Consider the following 19130-nt stretch of genomic DNA (forward strand, 5'->3'; position numbering starts at 1 on the left):
CGACACGCACAAAAAAAGAGAGCTTAGGCTCTCTTTTTTTTACTACAGTACTTTCATCATATAAACGATAAAATTACTGAGCTGGTTCTTCAACAACTACAACTTCGTCAGCTGCATCAACAGCAGGAGTTTCGCTAGCTACGTCTACGCTAGTAGTAGTACCGTCTACAGGAACTTCAGCGTCGATTTCGTCAGTAGCAGTAGCAACTTGAGCATCAGCGATGTCAGCTTCAGCTTCAACTACAGCAGCGTCAGCATCAGCAGTAACTTCGCCTTCAGCAGCAGCTTGATCTAGCTCTTGTGAAGCGTCTTGCACTTCTTCTTGCGCGTCAGATAAATCTTCAGCAGCGTTTTCTTTGTTGCTGTCACAGGCAGTTAGGCCCATAGTTGCAGTCATGATACCAGCTAGAGCAAGTAATTTAAGTTTCATATGGTTTTCTCCGGGAAAATGAAATGATCAGCAGCAGCAAAAAAGGTTGAAAACTGAGATTTCTCAGAATTCAACTAGTCTTAGTTACAGCTACTCAGCTTTCACGCATTCTATAGGTTTTCTATGTAAATAGAAATAGGCTGTACAATTAAGTAACAATAAAATTGTAAATAGTGTTTTACATCGCTTATTTATTATAATTTTTAATACAACGAGCCAAATTAATAGACGTATAATCAATGACATCAACCTATTTTAGTGGTTTTTCGATGTCTTGATTTCTACTATCCTTTTTAAGGATCTATTGTAACTATTTAGGGGTTTAATCGTGATTAAAGGGATTCATTAGCGCGATATTAAGCGTCTAGTAAAGTAGTGGGTTGTCAAAAATACTTTGGGATTACTTACTTGTTAGCAATCAGATTTGGTCCCAAAAATAAAGAATGAAGATAAAAATTACACTAGGGTCTGTTGAACATTCAAATATGGTACTGGCAGAGGCTATTTTTTAGACAATACGCAGTGAAATTTTTGACGCCTAGTCATTCTAGGTTAGACAATTTCGCCATGTATTGGCAAAAAATAGTCCTGCCCTGAAAGGCTGATGCTAAAACCACTCCAAACGTTGTTGCAAACCTAGCTAAGGTCTCGACATTATCGTCGGTTTACGCCTAGTTTGGTGCGATTTTAGCGATCAGCAGCCCTAATATTTGAATGTTCAACAGACCCTATATAAATAATCATCAATACGAATGGCAGTATATATCGTATGTTTGAGGAATGACACTATGAAATGGCAAGGTAGACGCGGCAGTTCCAATGTACGCACTAGCAGTGGTGGCGGTAAAATGATAGGCGGTGGTATCGGTGGTATTATTATTGCTGGTATTTTATGGCTGGTATTTGGAGTAAACCCAATGACGGCTTTACAGACTGGTCAAGTAGTAGCAGGTGGTGGCAATAGCAGTGCCTCTACCGAACCTGCGACAAGTAATGATCGGGATACGCAGTTTGTAAAAGTAGTATTGGCTGATACTGAAGAAGTTTGGCATCAGATATTTAAAGAAGCAGGCAGTACTTATCAGGAGCCATCATTAATTCTTTTTAATGGACAAGTTACCTCAGCATGCGGCAGTGCTAGCTCCGCAACGGGCCCGTTTTATTGCCCGGGCGATCAGACAGTTTATCTAGACAAATCTTTCTTTGTAGAAATGCGCCAAAATCTTGGTATAACTGGTGATAAGCAGGGCTCTGGCGACCGAGATAATCAAGGTAAAGCGGGTGATTTTGCGCAAGCTTATGTAATCGCGCACGAAGTAGGGCACCACGTGCAGACTTTGTTAGGCATCAGTCAGCAAGTTAATGAAGCCAGCCGTCAAGTCACCCGTGCAGAAGCCAATAAACTGTCTGTACTGCAAGAGTTACAGGCAGATTGTTTTGCTGGAGTTTGGGCACAGCGCAACCAAGAGCGTGTACAGTTTTTGGAACCAGGAGATATCGACGAAGCCATCAATGCCGCTGGTCAAATCGGTGATGATCGTTTAGCGCGAGCTAGCGGTGGGGCAGTCGTACCTGATAATTTCACTCATGGTACCAGTCAGCAGCGTGTTCAGTGGTTCACTCGCGGTTTGGAAAGTGGTAATGTACAGTCTTGTGATACTTTTAGTGGGGCACTATAGTCAATATCGCTATAATAATTTTAGTGCTGTAAATATCGTCTAAAAATGCAATCCAACAAAAAGCCTGCAATATCGATTGCAGGCTTTTTATATTTTAGGGCGTTCTAAACAAATTCAATGGGTTTAAAATACACATATTTGAAATGCTTAAACAGGCTCTAATCAGCAACAAATAATCGTTTAATGACTATCTGCTGTTGTTAAGGATATAAGCACCAGCGCCGCCCACTGCAGCACCACCAAGTGCGCCACGAGCGATGTCTTTGCTATCGCCGCCACTTCTAATAAGGGCACCAGCAGCAGCGCCAGCAGCAGCACCTTTAGCAGTGTTACTTAGACCACTATTGTATCCGTTAGTTGCACAGCCACCCATGATAAGGGCAGAGCTAGTAAGGGCAGTCATTGCGATAGTTTTAGCAAATTTCATAGTATCACCTGTTAGGTTATCAAGTTAGTTTATCAAAATAAAAATACGATATTTTTATTGCCGCTCATATTAATAACAATAAATAAATGGTATCAAAGCATTTGGGCAATTATCTTAGAATAATCTATTGTGCTACCGCAAGACATATTAAGGTCTGCATTAGTAAGGATTACATTAAGTAGGTTAAATATCTCAAAACTCCGACTACTATCAATACGTGATAGCAGAGTATATCTATACTGGCTCCTATACTAACCTATCTAACATTTCTAGGCGTAGTAAAAGCGCTAAGCTTTGCAAATAGCCTGTAAAGGATGTTTCTCTACTGTATCGTTGGTAGGGGTTTTGCTTAGGGTTATTGTATTTATATTGATAGTAGGCTAACTGTTTTTAATAAACGTATTTTTGGTGTTTAATAGTTAGTGCTTATCCTCATTTTTATGAGCATTTTTAAATTGAGGACATGCCTGAGCATATACAAAAACGAATACAAAAATACCGCACGAGTGCGGTATTTTCTATTTAGGTCGAATAGCTATTGAGCATGTTAAAGCGGCACGGAATTAGAACTAGTTCTGTGATTTACGTTTCATTTGCTCAAAGAATTCATCATTGGTTTTCGCTTCTTTTAAGCGATCCAGTAAGAACTCAGTGGCTTGTACGCCATCCATCGGTTGCAGCAACTTACGCAAAATCCAGACTTTACGCAGCTTGTCTTCGTCCAATAAACGCTCTTCACGGCGTGTACCAGATTTTTTGATATTGATCGCAGGGAAGACACGTTTTTCAGCCAAGTCGCGTTCAAGCGTAATTTCTTGGTTACCCGTACCTTTGAACTCTTCAAAGATAACACTGTCCATTTTACTACCCGTATCGATAAGGGCACTGGCGATAATGGTCAAACTGCCGCCTTCTTCGACATTACGTGCCGCACCAAAGAAGCGTTTTGGGCGCTCTAAGGCATTGGCATCTAGACCACCGGTTAACACTTTACCCGACGATGGAATAACCGTGTTATAAGCACGTGCTAAACGAGTAATCGAATCCAGTAAAATTACCACGTCTTGCTTATGCTCGACCAAACGTTTGGCTTTTTCGATGACCATTTCAGCGACTTGTACATGACGCTGTGGCGGCTCATCAAAGGTTGATGCAACTACTTCACCGCGTACCGTACGCACCATCTCGGTGACTTCTTCTGGACGCTCGTCAATCAATAGGACGATTAAGTAGCATTCAGGATTATTACGAGTTATCGACTGAGCGATGGTCTGTAGCAGCATCGTTTTACCCGCTTTTGGCGGTGCGACGATGATAGAACGCTGACCTTTACCAATCGGAGCGATTAGGTCGATGATACGACCAGTCAGATCCTCAGTAGTTCCGTTACCAAGCTCAAGTTTTAAATGCTCAGTTGGGAATAGTGGCGTTAGGTTTTCAAAGATCAGCTTATGACGTGAACGATCTGGGGTGTCAAAGTTGATTTCACCAACTTTTAATAACGCAAAATAACGCTCAGAATCTTTTGGTGGGCGAATCGTACCAGCGATACTATCACCCGTCTTGAGGCTAAAGCGGCGAATTTGGCTAGGGCTGACATAAATGTCATCAGGACCGGCTAAATATGAGCCTTCTGATGAGCGCAAAAAGCCAAAACCATCCGGAAGAACCTCAAGTACGCCGTCACCATAAATGGCTTCACCGTTACGCGCATGGGTTTTTAGGATGGCAAAGATGATGTCTTGTTTACGGCTACGCGCCATATTATCAAGACCCATTTCTTTGGCGATGGCCAATAGCTCAGCGATTGATTTTTTCTTTAATTCAGTAAGATTCATAGATAGGTCATTAGCAATTGATCAGATGAGAGATGCCATTAGCAGCACAAGTCACGACAGTGATTAAAACAACGATAGTGTGGCGATAGAGGGTGCGTGCACAGAGCTGGATTTATGTAGTTTGGATGTTACGTGTCAGCTTATATACGAATTGCATTCGTTTATGCAAGGTAATAAGAAATAAGGATAAAGAAGGCTACATAAGAGTCTGCGTCAAAAACTCAATATCAGTAATTGTGTTCAGTCATTTCGTTCAGCAATGGTGTTTATAACGACGATTGTGTTTTTGTTGATAAACACGAGGAGAATAGCGATAAGACACTTAAGAAAACCGTTAGTTTTCTGTTGTCAGCAGACTATACGGTTTTCATAATAGTATTGTCAATAAATTTTGCCAAAAAAGTTGTCTAATTGAGTTTTTTGCATAAAAAACAAGCAAAAAAGCCATTATCTACGTGAGATAATGGCTTCTTCGACAGTGTTACCGTCTTTTTATAATGCTCATGTAAAGCGAGCAAGTCAGAACTTATAGATGCTTATCTAGTACTTTTGCCAATTCAGCTTTTGGCTGTAGACCCATTACTGAGTCAACTTTTTCGCCATCTTTGAATACAAATAGCGTTGGGATGTTACGGATACCAAAACGACTGGCTGCTTGTGGGTTATTGTCTACATCAACTTTAACAATTTTCACTTTGCCTTGGTACTCAGTGGCTAGATCTTCTAAAATAGGGGCGATTGCTTTACAAGGACCACACCACGTTGCCCAAAAATCTACCAATACTGGTACATCTGATTGCAATACATCTTGGTCAAAGTTTGCATCGGTAGTATTAACAATAAGGTCTGACATAATTTTATCTCTCTTGTTTTATTATTTCTATCGCCATCCATCAACTTATATATTTGTTGCATAATAGAATGATGAGTGACTAAAGAAGCGTTTAGAAGTGGTTAAAATGTGCCATTATATTAACATGTTTGCTCAGGGTTAACAGATGCAGGCTGGTTAAATTGTTTAACAATTACGATTAGCACAATAAATCGACACATAACGACACAGGCATGGTTTTATCCGTCACTTGATACTACTGTCTGTATTTTTTGCTCAAGATGGCAGATGTTCTGAACTGTTGATTCATAATGCATGGTGAGTTTTTACCCAAAATTAAGCGATCTATAACACAATATCTACAATCTAATATCTACAGCTTAATAGAGCTTTCATATAAAAGCTCATTAACCATTCAAGCCCATTCATATAAGTGCCCATTTTTATGCCTTTTACTGCTGAAGAAGTCAACGCCCTCAATGCTCAAGAAAACGCCTATCCGCTTGAGTTTTTTCAAGCATTTGCGCAAAAGATTACCGTCTATGAAGATGATGATATTTGGGTGGTTGATAAGCCTGTAGGTCTGTTGAGTGTCGATGGCAAAACGCTCAAGGTTAGTTTGCTGGCAAGACTTGAGCGTGCCAATCCAGCGGTCAAGCTGATACATCGCCTGGATATGGATACCTCAGGGCTGCTCATTTTTGCCAAGAATGCCGAAGCACAAACCCATATTAGTAAGCAATTTATTGAACGTTTGCCACAAAAAAAATATCAGGCACGTGTCTTTGGACAGTGGGAAAGCGTTGGCGCAACGGGTGAGATATCAGTACCAGTACGCTACGAGCCAGAGACGAAACCGCGCCATATCGTCGACCCTAGCTGGTCAAAGCATGCGCTGACGTTATATGAAGTATTGGCGCATGAAATGTGTAATGGGCAGATGGTTACCCGAGTGATGTTAAAACCAGTCACGGGACGCAGTCATCAGCTGCGCGTCCATATGGTGCATGTTGGTCATGTAATGATTGGCGATCCTATTTATGCAGAAGGCGAGGCCTTAACGATTGCCCCAAGGCTTAATCTGCATGCCCAGCAATTGCGCCTCAAACATCCTACGCTTGGTGCTTGGATGGATTGGGAAAGCCCAAGCCCTTTTTAAATGGATTTATGTCAAAAAATCTTGTAAAACCCATCATGCAAAAACAAGGAACGTATTATGCTTGATATGACGGCGGCCAAACAGGCGGTTAAGAAACGCTTCAAACCTAAGGCAGCACGATCAGACACACCAGTGGATTATGAGGTACTGATTATCGGCGCAGGGATTGCCGGTATCGGCATGGCGTGCCAATTGCAGCAGCAGAAATACAAAGGACTGTTTGGTCATAAAAATCCAAGTAAGCAAAAACGCAAATCAGCAAATCAACAGCAGAAAAGTGCACAGCGATTTTTGCTAATAGAAAAACGAGCAGATTTGGGTGGCACATGGGATTTATTTACCTATCCTGGCATCCGCTCTGACTCTGATGCTTTGACGTTTGGCTACAGCTTCAAGCCATGGCTGAACCACAGGATTTTGGCAAAAGGCAGTGACATTAAAAGCTACATCGCTGATACAGCACTTGAGTTTGGCATCAGCGAACATATTCGCTATCAACACGAGGTAAAGCAGCTATCGTGGTCAAGTAGTAATCAACAATGGACGGCGATGGTAAAAAATAATGCTAGCGGTGAAGTGTTTACGGTAACGGCAAAGTTCGTCGTTGGTGCCACTGGCTACTACGATTATGAGCAAGGCTATCGACCTCATTTTGATAAAGAAGCAGATTTTCAAGGTGAGATCATTCATCCGCAGCATTGGCAGAATATTGATTATGACGATAAAAGAATGGTCATTATCGGTAGCGGTGCCACAGCGATGACGTTGCTGCCAGCTTTGGTGGATGAAAAGGGTGAGCAATGCGCGCGGCACGTCACTATGCTACAGCGCTCTCCCACGTATGTGGCAAGTGTGCCGGGCGATGATTATGCGCTTGATTGGCTAGCAGGCAAATTTTCACCGTTGTCTAAAGAGCAGGCTTATACGCTACTGCGTACCCGCAATGTATTGATTCAACAAGGTACTTACCGAGCGGCTATATTGGCACCCAAGCTTATGAAAGCGTTATTAAAACGCGGCGTCAAAAAAGAGCTGAAAGGTAGCGGTGTCGATGTGGCGCATTTCGTACCGGACTATAATCCTTGGGAGCAACGGATATGTGCGGTGCCAGACGGTGATTTATTCAAAGCGTTGCGTGGCAAGCGCGCCGCAGTAGTGACCGATCAAATCAGCCATTTTACCAAGACGGGTATCATGCTCGAATCGGGTAAACCGCTCGATGCTGATATCATCGTCACCGCGACTGGCCTCAAAATACAAATGCTCGGCGGCGCTAAAGTATATATCGATGGGCAGGCGATAGATGTTGGGACACGCATGACTTACAAGGCGGTCATGATGGAAGGCGTACCCAATTTAGCAGCACTGTTTGGTTATACCAATGCATCGTGGACGCTAAAAATTGATTTGGCGTGTCAGTATGTGATGCGGCTGCTGGGCTATATGCATCAGCATCGCTATCAAGTGGTATTGCCACAAGCACAGACTAAAGATGCCAAAGCTCTGATGCAGACAGATACGGTGATGGGCGCGCTATCATCGGGTTATGTCAAGCGCGCTCAGCACGAGCTACCGAAACAAGGAGATGTCTATCCTTGGCGGGTCACAAACAACTATCTAAGCGACCGCATCATGCTCAAACACCGTAAAATAAAAGACGATTGGTTACGCTTTAGCCGTTAGCATTTTCGCTACTATCAATAAAGTCAGCGACTTGTTTACTTAAGATATGCCACAAGGTTTCTTGCGCACTTTTACTGCCCCACGCATTGTGCGGGCTAAATATAACGCGCGGATGCTTGGCAATGGTCAATAAAGGATCGTCAGCGGTGATGGGTTCTTGCTCAAACACATCGCTAGCATAGCCGATGATTTGCTCATTATTAATGGCATCAGTCAGTGCTTGGCTATCAACAATACCGCCACGAGCGACGTTGACAAGTAGAGGTTTTTTAGTCATTTTGGCCAAGGTGTCTGTATTAATCAGGTGCTGAGTTTTCTCGTTTAACGGGCAATGCAAGCTCAGCACATCAGACTGTGCCAGTACGTCGTCAAACGCTGTGTAGTCGTCATTGCGCGGTGTGCGTCCTTGCTGCTCGGCCCATAGTACCGTCATACCAAAAGCGCGAGCAATGTCGGTCACACGTTTGCCGATAGTACCGACCCCAATAATACCTAAAGTTTTATCTTCCAAGTCTATCAATGGAATATCAAGTAGGCAAAAATTACCATTTGCCTGCCATGTGCCATCAGCGGCTTTTTGATGATAATAAACACCCGCACGCATGGCATTGAGCATGAGCATAAAGGTATGTTCGGGCACACTTTTGACAGCGTAACCTGCGACATTATAAAGCGCAACATTGTGCTCAACACAAGCGTCTTGATCGACGTTATTCATACCAGTGGCAGTCAATTGTATCAGCTTGAGCTTGGGCAATTTGCTTATTACTTCAGCGCTAATCTGCACTTTATTGGTAATAATAATATCGGCGTCTTTGCAGCGCTCTAAAATAACAGCAGCATCTTTTGGGGTCTCATCATAAGTGAGGTAGTCACTGATGCCGTTTGGGGCTGGTAAGTCGATGCCATCAGAAAAAGTGCCTTTATCTAAAAAAACTGCGCGCATGGCTATTCCTTATTAAATAGTTATTTTAAAATGATTTTAATAATTATCGACTTAATGTAGCACGTTGGTGATTTTAGTCAAAAAGCACAAAGTAAAAAACCTCTACTTCAATATTGAAATAGAGGTTTTATGTTATGTAAAGATAATTTTTTGGTATTGATACGCTTAAAAATTAGGCGCTATACAACCACTTATTATAAAGAGAAACGCTTACGCAATTTACCAATAAGGCTACGTACGCGACTGCTTAAATCAATACGAACATCGTTTTCAGGGTCATGCTCGACTTCATAACGTTTCACCAAGTCAGGGCTGGCTTTGAGTTTCGAGTGGTGCTGAAACGCACGGTTGACACTAATCTCCAGCAGACTGGCGCGCATTGGTTTCGGTAAGCAGCGATAGACTTGACCTTTATTAATCAAGTCAATCAGCAAGCCAGCATCTTGAAATTCAGTCTGTACCAAAACCACCAAATGCGGCGCATCTTGCTTTAAGGTAAAGATAATCGGCGCGATATTCTCGCCGCTGACATTGATGTCGGTGATACATACACCGATATCTTCGTTTGCCAAATAATCGTATGCTTCTTCTAAACTCTCAGCGTGCAGTACTTTATAACTGTGAGAAAATTGCTTACGTATTTGCTCAATCAACTCATTGGTTTCATCGATTACTAGCAGCGTTTGCTTATTACCTGAACTGTCGAATTGGTCGGCATCTTCGTCTGGATTATAGGTCAAGGCGATTTCGGTAGCGCGTCCGACCACGGTGATCAGCTCTTCAGATTTACAAGGTTTGGTCAAATAACGATAAATCTCACCATCGTTAATAGAGCCAATAATGGCGTTTAAATCGGCATAGCCCGTCAATAAAATACGCATAGTGGACGGTGAAATGTCTTTTACTTCGCGTAAGATATCCACACCGACTCGCTCAGGCATACGTTGGTCACTGACCGCTACGTGTACATGGTTGTTCTTGATATAGTCAATATACTCAGTCGGGTCGGTGGTGATAAAAACGTCATGGGTCTTACGAAACAGCAGTTTCATAGACCGTAAAATACGTTGTTCATCGTCGATAAATGCCAACTTCGGCTTTGACTCAGCGCTGGTTTCAACTGTGGTTAAGTCATTTTCAAATTCATGCATAGTGATATCCTTATAATGCACAATAATAATTGTTAGATGTCCAAATATGTTCTACGTAACAGGGCCCTGACCCAGCGCTTACGCGGCTAGGTTTTGTTCTGTTAAGTCATTATTAATCGGTAGTATTAAGGTGAATGTGGTACCAACGCCTTCGGTCGATACGACTTTGATATCGCCATTATGTTGCTCCATAATTTGCTGACTGATAGCCATCCCCAGTCCTGTGCCTTCGCCTGCGCCTTTAGTGGTAAAGAACGGCTCAAAGATTTGATTGAGAACTTCTGAATTCATGCCTTTGCCGTTATCGATGACATCAATATAAACATTGTGATCATCGGCACGCGTCCGTACTTCGATTTTGCCATCCTGTTTTTCTCCCATGGCTTGTGAGGCATTATTCAATAGGTTGACCAAGACTTGGTTGATTTGCGACGGCGAGCATTTCACTTCAGGCGTGGGTGCAAAGTCAGTCACAATCTCTTGATGTCTAATAGAGTTACCAGCGATTTTAAGCGAGGCTTCGATACATTCGCGCACATCGATGGTTTTCACTTTTGACTCATCAAGACGAGCAAAATTGCGTAGGTTTAACACCATCTCAGTGATTTGCTCGACGCCAAATAACGAATCTTTAATCAGCTCTTTTAATTCAGCTGACAGGTCGTCTTCTTGGATGTCATCAGAAGCATGGATAATATCTGACAATAGCTTGTCAATTTTGCCATCAGTCGCCGCGTCAGTTTTAACGCTTTTTAACCCTTGTACCAATTCAATCAGCTCTTCGTATTGCTCCGTCAACTGACCGATAATTTCTAGGTTATTTTGCACATAAGACAAGGGTGTATTTACTTCGTGAGCAACGCCTGCCACCATTTGTCCTAACGTTGCCATTTTTTCTGAACGAATCAATTGTAGCTGAGAGTTTTTCAGCTCTTTTAGTGTCTCTTGCAGCTCAGCAGTACGTTCTTCGACTTTAATCTCTAGCTGTTGGTTAATGTTGGCAAGCTTACCTTCGTTAGACTGGATTCGGTCTAGTAGGTCATTAATAGAGCCGTTGACCATTCCAATTTCGTTGCGACCTTCTGCGAATTTAACCTCGCTCAGCTTATTGTATTGCTTATTATTAATTAAGTTTTCTGCTTCAGAGATTTTATCAGTGGTTTCTTTCAAGGGTTTGAATGCTAAGAAAGTCAGCATGAAGTAAATGACGCCAGCCGTAATCAATAGCGCCAATGCAATCCAGTTAATCAAGTTTTCGCTGAGATTATCCGCAATGGCGTTAATTTCAGCATCAGGCTGGACAACGATCAGCTTCCAATAAGTCTCAGGAATCTCAAAGACATAGGCTTGACTGCCGTTGTAGTAGCTGTCTTTTGCCAACTCAAAGCTCTGTAATAAGCGGCTGTCCATGGCGTTTTGCTTGTTTTCATCGTTATTCAAGTAAGCGGCGTAGTTAACCAAATAATAGCCTTTTGCCGTACCAGTTTCGGCCTTATCAAGCGTGGTCAGTACCTGCTGGATTTGCGGTGACACGTTAGCAGCGACTTGTTCGATAATCTCATTACGTTGGACATCTAAGAAATCAAGCACGGGTTGCCAAGCAGGGTCTGAGTTGATGACTTGTTTGATATCAAGCGGCGTACCAGTTTTCTCATCAATATAGCTTAAGCGTTCAGGGTTAGAAGAGGCGATCACCTTGTCACTATTATCCAGCAATAGAATGTAACCTGAGCCTGAACTTTCGCTTAACTTGACGATGTTCTCTTGTAGCTGGTTCAGCGTAAAGTTAACTGTACTGGCACCCCAGAACTGATTGTCACGCTCGATTGCCACGCCACAGCTCATCGCAAGCTCGCCTTTGGTTTGGCTGGCGCGGACATGGTTCCAAATACAGCTGTCAGGTTTGAGCAGTTTTAAGACGCTAAACCAATCTTCTTGATAATAAGGATTGCTAGGATTTGGATCGCTCAACAGCGCTTGATAGTCGCCGTTTTGACGAACCATCAAAAATGGATGGGTCGCGGTATTTGCCCCAAGTGCGCCTTTTGCAGGCCAAATGCCGCCACTACCCAAAAGATTATAATCACGCTTATCAAAGGCATTGGCAGTACTGGTTTGTAAAATCGCTTCTTCCGTGGGCAAGGTTTGCGCGCTTTGCTGTAGCAGCAAGGCACTACGCATCACCCGATTGATATCAGCAGAGATACTATTGACTGCCGTATTACCACGTTCAGCCACCAGTTTTGCAGATTCAAGGCGGATTTTCTCATAGCCCTCTTTATCAACAACATAAACGACGACGGCCAGTACGACCGCAAAAGCAATAAATAGAATGGTGGTTACTTGGGTACTGACTTGATTAAAAAAGCCAACTTTGTTGGAGGCACTCATGATGGTGATATTCCTTGGATAATAGTGACCACGAAGAAGAGTGCCAATGCTATATATGGGTGGCAATCAAGCAGGTGGTAATGCGTAATCTTAGTTGAAATGATCTGTACATAATGGCAAAAAATTAAAAGTATTAACTTTACTCTTATAACTTAACCGACTTTATTATCTGTGTTTTTATAACTTAAAGGACTATAAAAGGCTGCACTGTGCCCATAAATCCTGAAAGATAATTAATCATGAATACTAGGCGGCAAAAGGGTATGGGTAGACGTGGGCTTGAATAATTCCGGTAAGAAAAAATAAACGTTCTATTGCATTTATTAACAATACAGAAGCAATTTTATAATGACAATATTTTTTCTGTACTTGCGAGTCGTTATCTTATTGTTTTATATGACCAACTTATGCTTGGCGTTGACATAATCTTGCAAGAATCTGCTCTTGAAAAGTCAACTTAGCGCACTCATCTAGCTGCTAACGTTATATAATGGTCGGCTTTATCTTGCGACCTAGCTAATGAGCTGACGCTGCCGGTATGGCCGGTGACCTCTCAGACTGTTAAGTAATGACATCGCGCTAGTGATTCACGCTAGCAAACCTCATTATGAGCTATCTATTTTTTTCCTATTATCTGAGTACAAAAGACATCGCCCTATGACTACCTCTATCGCTTCATTGCACAATACTGAATTTGCCGTTGGTCAACGTTATTTATCTGATACGGAGTCCGAGCTGGGCTTGGGTGTGGTCATCGATGTAGACGACCGATGTGTGCACATTCTATTTCCACAAAGTGAAGAGACTCGCGTCTACGCCAAAAACTCCGCGCCATTATCACGTGTGGTGTTCAAAGTTGGCGATAGTATTTCTGATCAAGCGGGTAAGAGCTACACAGTAACCGCGGTCGAAGAAGTGATGGGTGTACTCAAATACAGTGTCGATGAGCATGAACGCGGCATTATGGAAACCCGTTTGGCTGCCAATATCACCTTGGCTAAGCCGCTCGAGCGTCTGCTGGCTGGTCGGATTGAGCGCGGCGATTGGTATGAGCTGCGTCAAGATATCTTGCGTATGCAGTCGGCGCTGGCTGGTCATCCTCTTAAAGGTTTGATGGGTGCGCGTGTCGATATCATTGAGCATCAGCTCTATATCGCTCATGAAGTTGGCAAACGTATCGCACCGCGTGTGTTGCTCGCTGACGAAGTTGGTTTGGGTAAAACCATAGAAGCAGGTTTGATTATCCATCAACAGCTGCTAACGGGCAAAGCTGAGCGTGTGCTCATTCTTGTACCAGACAGTCTACAATATCAGTGGATGATTGAGCTGCGTCGTCGTTTTAATCTAAATTTTGCCTTATTTGATTTGGTACGTGCAGCAGCCATTAAAGAACACGATCCTGAGCAAAATGTCTTTGCCACTGAGCAATGTATCATTGCGGGTATGGATTTATTACTCGATCACCCTGATTTGTACGACCAAGCGATGGATGCAGGGTTTGATTTATTGGTGGTCGATGAAGCGCATCATCTGCATTGGGATGAGGCACAAGGCGGCAATGATAAGTATGACTTGATTGCTGATTTTGCCGAAGAAACGCCAGGGGTCATGCTATTGACAGCAACGCCTGAACAGCTTGGGGCACAAAGTCACTTTGCTCGTTTGCGTTTGCTCGATCCAGATCGTTTTGATGATTTGGATGAGTTTATTGATGGTCAAGAAGCCTTTGCTGAAACGGCTGCCGTAGCTGGTGTATTGATCGAAGATAAGCCATTAAGCGACAGTCAAATTGCTGCTTTAAGCAGCTTGTTAGACATCAGTCTTGATGAATTGGCAACGATTAATGATGACGAAAAATTGCGCACCTATGCGCTTAATGAATTACTTGACCGTCATGGTACAGGTCGTATTCTATTCCGTAATACCCGTGAGAGCGTTAAAGGGTTTTATGGTCGTAGCAGTCAGCCGTATCCACTGGCATTGCCTGCAGCATGGAAAGACAGCTATCAAACTAATGGTAAATTGCGTGAGCAGCTATGGGGCGAAGAAAATCAACCTGATGGTGGCTGGCTAGAAGATGACCCACGTGTGCCTTGGTTGATTGATATTTTGCGCGGCGAGCTTAAGCATAAAAAAGTGCTGTTGATTGCCCGTAGTGGCGCGACGGTTGAGAGCTTGGAGGCGGTATTACGCTTACATGCTGGTATCAAAACCGCTATCTTTACCGAGCAAATGACTTTACTTGAGCGTGACCAAGCCGCAGCGTTCTTTGCCGATAGCGAAGGCGCACAGATATTGTTGTGCTCGGAGATTGGCTCAGAAGGTCGTAACTTCCAGTTTGCAAGCCAGCTGATATTGTGGGATTTGCCAGCCAATCCTGATACCTTAGAGCAGCGAATCGGTCGCCTAGATCGTATCGGACAAACGCAGCAAATTATGCTCCATGTACCTTATGTACAGGGCACCGCACAAGAGCGACTGTATCATTGGTATCACGATGCGCTGAATATGTTTAATCAAATTTCACCGACGGCGCAGAGCGTGCAAGAGCAGTATATCCAAGAGCTAAAACCCATGCTTGAGGGTGCGGATACTGACGAGAACCGTGCGATACTACAAGATATTATCGAAGAAGCGAAACAGACGCGATTGGGGCTAGAAGCACAGCTGCAAGCGGGTCGTGATCGCCTATTAGAATACAACTCGTGTCGCCCACGTGTTGCTAAACGTATCGCTGACGCCATGCGCGATTTTGATGGTCATAATCTATTGCCGCAGTTTATTGAGCGCTTTTTTGCCTCAGCCAATATCGATCACAATATCCAGCGCGATGGCTCGTGGGTAATCGCTCCGATTGATAGTACTGAAATTAGTGATTATATCGATGGTCTGCCACTCGGTGACGAAGACGGTATGACGTTGACATTCGAGCGTGAGCAAGCACTGCAGCGTGAAGATATCGAATTTATCACTCACGAACATCCATTGATGCGCGCAATTTATGAGTTGGCGAGTACCAGCACCTTTGGTAATACCACGGTGGCGATGCTAAAAAGTTCTGCTGTACCACAAGGTATGGTGCTGCTCGAAGTGAATTTCCGCGTTGAAGCCATTGCGCCAAGATTGTTGAATTTACCAGCGACGCTGACCACGCAAAATATCCGTGTGTTTATCAGTGAGCAAGGCAGTGATTTGTCCTCGCGTATCAGCGCGGAGATGATTATGCCGCACATTGAGCGTCTGGATAAAAACCGCGCTCGCCAAGTCATTAAAGTACGCGGTGATGTGATTGAGCAGCGTTATTATGAAGCGGAAGAGATTGCCCGTCAGCAGTTAGCTGAGATTGGTGAACAAGCTAGTGCCCGTTTTAGCCAGCAGTGGTCACGTGAAATCAAACGCCTAAAGCATCTACAAACGATTAATCCTAACGTACGTCCTGCTGAGATTGAGCGCTTGGAGCAGCTAAAAGCCCAAGGTGAGCAAGCACTAGGTAGTCTATCCTTAGTCCCAGACTCTATTCGTGTGTTAGTGGCAGTGAAGCCATAAATTCAAATGATTAAAAGAACGAGATGCCATCAAACATCTCGTTTTTTTTATGGCTAATATCATTTATATTAGGGCGTGTCCTAAGGTGTGTTAAGCAAAATTATCAACATGATATCGCCAAGTGAGCGTCGCTCTCTAGTCAAAGCCATCGATATTGGGTAAGATGTTTATCTTTTCTATTTATAGCCCATTCGCTATAAAAGGGTGACCGCGTCTCGTGTGAAGTATCACATATACGTTTGCACTCGATTGCTTTGTACTTCTTTTAAGCTGGAACAACTATATAATAAATGCTGGTGATAGCGCTGCTATGACTGTATTTTTTGTTCTAAAATTTTCGTGTTAAATCTCTCTTGTGCATTTTCAGCAAGTGATTTCATATTATTTTACATTCAAATGCAAAGTGTCTTTTGTCTTTCGCTATATCATATTGATATCGTTAGGTGCGTATTTTCAGATGCTTAGCGTTTTTAATAAAAATAAGGAAACATATCGTCATGTCCGATTATTCGCAACTGATTGATGAGCTGCTAGCTACTGTAGCACTTATTGAAGTGACCCCCGATGTCTTTGAGGGTAAGAGCCATGACTATGTTGGCAGTCGTATTTTTGGTGGACAAGTGCTCGCCCAAGCCATCATGGCGGCAGCGCATACGCTGGATAAAGACAAACCCTGTCATTCATTGCACGGGTATTTTTTACGCGGTGGTGATATCACGCAGCCAGTGATTTATCAGGTACGCCGCTTGCGTGACGGTCGTAGTCTGTCTGCGCGTGAAGTGACGGCGATTCAGTATAAAGAGGTGCGCGGTAAAGCACCTATTGAGCAAGTAATATTTTCAATGATAGCCTCGTTTTCGCCGATGGAAGAGGGTTTAGAGTATCAAGAAGACATGCCTGTCTATCCGCCACCGGAGGATTTACTGGCTGAGCAAGATTTAAAAGAAGAGTATGTCGGAAAAGTTCCAGACGCGCTCAAAGCCCGCTTTATGCGCCGTCGCCATGTCGAAATTAAACCGGTTAAACCGCGTGATCCGATTCATCCAGAGCCAATGAAACCAAAGCAGGCGAACTGGTTGCGTATCCGCGAATTGGGTAATCAACCTGTTGCGATTCAACAAGCGCTATTGGCATTTTCGTCCGATTTTTATCTGGTTGGTACAGGGCTGATGTCGCACGGTGTTAGCTTTATGACCAGTGGCTTACAGGCGGCCAGTATCGATCACTCGATGCATTTTCATCGTAATTTTGATTTAAACGGTTGGATGCTATACGACATGTGGAGTGATACCACGTCTAATGCTAAAGGCTTGAACCATGGGCAGTTTTGGCAAGATGGTAAGCTGGTTGCTACGGTACAGCAAGAAGGTCTGATGCGTTTGCGAGTGCCGAAGTCTTAGTTTTCTACATATTTACCATCACCATAAAAAAGCGACTCACTATCAATAGTGAGTCGCTTTTTTATGTCATATAAATCGCTTTTCTAAGCAGTTAATTTTGAGGTCATTGGGGTGGAAGTACGGATTATGTGATTACTCTAAAATCTTTACCATTGCTCGTGGCAATCCAAGCGTTGCCTGAGCGTCAACAGCATTTAGCCAATTAATATTAATTTGTGCTGTCTGTAAGGCTTCAGTTATTTCAGCCGTTTGTTTAGCCGTTAAAGTCAGCGATTGCGGAGTCAAATACCAATGAAAATGGGTCAGTGAATGCTTAATAGAGGCATCGTCTAATAAAGTGTTACTGACTGCTTTTGCTGCCAATGTATGCTTATCTAACCACTCGTTGATAATTTGTTCGGCAGTGGTAAATTCTGCCTCATAGACTTTTTCATTACTAGCAACTTCTAATAGTCTATCATCGCTAGCGTCTGGTTTTTTAGCAGTCGTCTTCTTAATAACTTTGCCTGCAATTTTTTCAACAAACTGTAAAGGCAAACTCCACAGTCCGCCCCAAATGCCATTGTCAGGGCGTTGTAGCCACAGTATTTTGCCATCAATATCTTCAATCAATAACGCATTGCTAAACTTGCTGGGTTTGGGCTGCTTTTTTGCTTTGACTGGGTAATCCGTTTCGCGCCCCTCAGCATGTGCTAGACAGTCATCTTGAAGTGGACATAGTAGGCAGGCAGGTTTGCTACGCGTGCATAACGTCGCGCCCATATCCATCATCGCTTGCGCGAATAACCCTGAATTCTCTATTGGGGTCAAACGCTCTGCCAATGCCCATAGTTCTTTGGTGGTGGCAGACTTAGTAATATCACCATCAATCGCTGCCCAACGCGTCAAGACACGTTTAACGTTACCATCGCAGATGACGCCATAACGATGTAAGCCCATCGCCATAATTGCGCCAGCGGTCGATGGCCCCACGCCAGATATGGCTTCCCAACCAGCTAAGGTCTGCGGAAAACTGCCAGTCTCATCAATGACTTCGACCAGTTGTTTTGCGCCTTTATGCAAATTACGCGCGCGCGCATAATAACCAAGCCCCGCCCAATGCTCCGCCACGCTATCCCATTCTGCGGCCGCTAAATTTTGTACCGTCGGAAACGATGCCATAAAACGGGCAAAGTAGGGCAGCACGGTCGTTACTTGTGTCTGCTGTAGCATGACTTCGGATAGCCAAACGATATAAGGATTGGGCGCGTCAGTTTGGTGTTGTTGCCATGGTAAATCGTGGCGACCATTCTCACTGAACCAATTAAGTAGGCGCGGGGCGAATGAATCGAGAGAAGTACCGAGTTGAGTAAAATCATTTTCTATCGTTGCAAGGTTTGCAGTGGGGGTAAGCTGAGTCATAGCATCAATTTTTGGCATATTAGTGCATGAATTATAACCGATTTTTGAGAGAGGTGAGTTGATATTGCTGTTGTGCGCTGCTTGAGATCACCATGACGTAAGCGTCTTTCAAGGATGGGTGCTAAAAAACAGAGTATGTAACAGAAACCTTAATTTAGAGTTGCAAATTTATAAAGTAAATCTTACAAAATTCAGTGAATTTTGTAGAAAAATTAACTTATTATTATTGTGCTTTTTGCAAGATTAT

General features: G+C 43.4%; 13 protein-coding genes. 5 read left to right on the forward strand and 8 right to left on the reverse strand.

Annotation, left to right across the window (positions count from 1 at the left end; genetic code table 11):
• Positions 1-73: 73 nt before the first annotated feature.
• Positions 74-430 carry a hypothetical protein gene (locus JFC10_RS09670; protein ID WP_198332651.1) on the reverse strand — a complete coding sequence of 119 codons (357 nt, stop codon included), beginning with the start codon at positions 428-430 and terminating at the stop codon, positions 74-76.
• 788 nt (positions 431-1218) lie between these two features.
• Between JFC10_RS09670 and ypfJ the strand changes: the two genes are divergently transcribed.
• A complete protein-coding gene (ypfJ, locus tag JFC10_RS09675) occupies positions 1219-2109 on the forward strand; it encodes a KPN_02809 family neutral zinc metallopeptidase (RefSeq protein ID WP_198332652.1) in 891 nt (296 codons plus the stop codon).
• 187 nt (positions 2110-2296) lie between these two features.
• Here the strand turns inward: ypfJ and JFC10_RS09680 are convergent, their stop codons facing one another.
• From JFC10_RS09680 to trxA, 3 genes are all read right to left on the reverse strand, one after another.
• Positions 2297-2536 carry a hypothetical protein gene (locus JFC10_RS09680; RefSeq protein WP_055125335.1) on the reverse strand — a complete coding sequence of 80 codons (240 nt, stop codon included), beginning with the start codon at positions 2534-2536 and terminating at the stop codon, positions 2297-2299.
• A gap of 569 nt (positions 2537-3105) precedes the next feature.
• Positions 3106-4374, reverse strand: a complete 1269-nt coding sequence (gene rho / locus JFC10_RS09685) for a transcription termination factor Rho (RefSeq protein WP_055125334.1) — start codon at positions 4372-4374, stop codon at positions 3106-3108.
• Positions 4375-4900: 526 nt separating this feature from the next.
• The gene (trxA, locus tag JFC10_RS09690; protein ID WP_021812773.1) at positions 4901-5227 is read right to left on the reverse strand and encodes a thioredoxin; all 327 of its coding nucleotides are present in this window, start codon (positions 5225-5227) and stop codon (positions 4901-4903) included.
• A 424-nt stretch (positions 5228-5651) separates the two neighbouring features.
• Here trxA and JFC10_RS09695 point away from each other — a divergent pair, with 424 nt between their 5' ends.
• Both JFC10_RS09695 and JFC10_RS09700 read left to right on the forward strand, forming a co-directional pair.
• Entirely contained in the window at positions 5652-6365 is a 714-nt protein-coding gene (locus JFC10_RS09695) for an RluA family pseudouridine synthase (RefSeq protein ID WP_198332653.1), read from the forward strand.
• Between the two features lie 57 nt (positions 6366-6422).
• The gene (locus JFC10_RS09700; protein ID WP_198332654.1) at positions 6423-8048 is read left to right on the forward strand and encodes a flavin-containing monooxygenase; all 1626 of its coding nucleotides are present in this window, start codon (positions 6423-6425) and stop codon (positions 8046-8048) included.
• Here JFC10_RS09700 and JFC10_RS09705 read toward each other — a convergent pair.
• The 3 genes from JFC10_RS09705 to JFC10_RS09715 form a co-directional block, all read right to left on the reverse strand.
• Complete coding sequence (locus tag JFC10_RS09705; protein WP_198332655.1) at positions 8038-8994, reverse strand: D-2-hydroxyacid dehydrogenase; 957 nt, start codon at positions 8992-8994, stop codon at positions 8038-8040. The genes JFC10_RS09700 and JFC10_RS09705 overlap by 11 nt on opposite strands.
• A gap of 194 nt (positions 8995-9188) precedes the next feature.
• Positions 9189-10145, reverse strand: a complete 957-nt coding sequence (locus JFC10_RS09710) for a response regulator (RefSeq protein WP_198332656.1) — start codon at positions 10143-10145, stop codon at positions 9189-9191.
• 78 nt (positions 10146-10223) lie between these two features.
• Entirely contained in the window at positions 10224-12536 is a 2313-nt protein-coding gene (locus tag JFC10_RS09715; protein ID WP_198332657.1) for a sensor histidine kinase, read from the reverse strand.
• A gap of 657 nt (positions 12537-13193) precedes the next feature.
• Between JFC10_RS09715 and rapA the strand changes: the two genes are divergently transcribed.
• Positions 13194-16082 carry an RNA polymerase-associated protein RapA gene (rapA, locus tag JFC10_RS09720; protein WP_198332658.1) on the forward strand — a complete coding sequence of 963 codons (2889 nt, stop codon included), beginning with the start codon at positions 13194-13196 and terminating at the stop codon, positions 16080-16082.
• A 497-nt stretch (positions 16083-16579) separates the two neighbouring features.
• Complete coding sequence (locus tag JFC10_RS09725) at positions 16580-17482, forward strand: acyl-CoA thioesterase (protein WP_045452453.1); 903 nt, start codon at positions 16580-16582, stop codon at positions 17480-17482.
• Positions 17483-17614: 132 nt separating this feature from the next.
• Here JFC10_RS09725 and mutY read toward each other — a convergent pair whose 3' ends face one another.
• Positions 17615-18883: an A/G-specific adenine glycosylase gene (mutY, locus tag JFC10_RS09730; RefSeq protein ID WP_198332659.1), complete on the reverse strand. Its 1269-nt coding sequence runs from the start codon at positions 18881-18883 to the stop codon at positions 17615-17617.
• Between the last annotated feature and the right edge of the window lie 247 nt (positions 18884-19130).

Source organism: Psychrobacter aquimaris (assembly GCF_016107525.1).
GTDB lineage: Bacteria > Pseudomonadota > Gammaproteobacteria > Pseudomonadales > Moraxellaceae > Psychrobacter > Psychrobacter aquimaris.

Excerpts from the sequence above, each read along its gene's own strand:
- JFC10_RS09670 (WP_198332651.1), bottom strand. The coding sequence starts at position 430 with ATGAAACTTAAATTACTTGCTCTAGCTGGTATCATGACTGCAACTATG.
- ypfJ (WP_198332652.1), top strand. The coding sequence starts at position 1,219 with ATGAAATGGCAAGGTAGACGCGGCAGTTCCAATGTACGCACTAGCAGT.
- JFC10_RS09680 (WP_055125335.1), bottom strand. The coding sequence starts at position 2,536 with ATGAAATTTGCTAAAACTATCGCAATGACTGCCCTTACTAGCTCTGCC.
- rho (WP_055125334.1), bottom strand. The coding sequence starts at position 4,374 with ATGAATCTTACTGAATTAAAGAAAAAATCAATCGCTGAGCTATTGGCC.
- trxA (WP_021812773.1), bottom strand. The coding sequence starts at position 5,227 with ATGTCAGACCTTATTGTTAATACTACCGATGCAAACTTTGACCAAGAT.
- JFC10_RS09695 (WP_198332653.1), top strand. The coding sequence starts at position 5,652 with ATGCCTTTTACTGCTGAAGAAGTCAACGCCCTCAATGCTCAAGAAAAC.
- JFC10_RS09700 (WP_198332654.1), top strand. The coding sequence starts at position 6,423 with ATGCTTGATATGACGGCGGCCAAACAGGCGGTTAAGAAACGCTTCAAA.
- JFC10_RS09705 (WP_198332655.1), bottom strand. The coding sequence starts at position 8,994 with ATGCGCGCAGTTTTTTTAGATAAAGGCACTTTTTCTGATGGCATCGAC.
- JFC10_RS09710 (WP_198332656.1), bottom strand. The coding sequence starts at position 10,145 with ATGCATGAATTTGAAAATGACTTAACCACAGTTGAAACCAGCGCTGAG.
- JFC10_RS09715 (WP_198332657.1), bottom strand. The coding sequence starts at position 12,536 with ATGAGTGCCTCCAACAAAGTTGGCTTTTTTAATCAAGTCAGTACCCAA.
- rapA (WP_198332658.1), top strand. The coding sequence starts at position 13,194 with ATGACTACCTCTATCGCTTCATTGCACAATACTGAATTTGCCGTTGGT.
- JFC10_RS09725 (WP_045452453.1), top strand. The coding sequence starts at position 16,580 with ATGTCCGATTATTCGCAACTGATTGATGAGCTGCTAGCTACTGTAGCA.
- mutY (WP_198332659.1), bottom strand. The coding sequence starts at position 18,883 with ATGACTCAGCTTACCCCCACTGCAAACCTTGCAACGATAGAAAATGAT.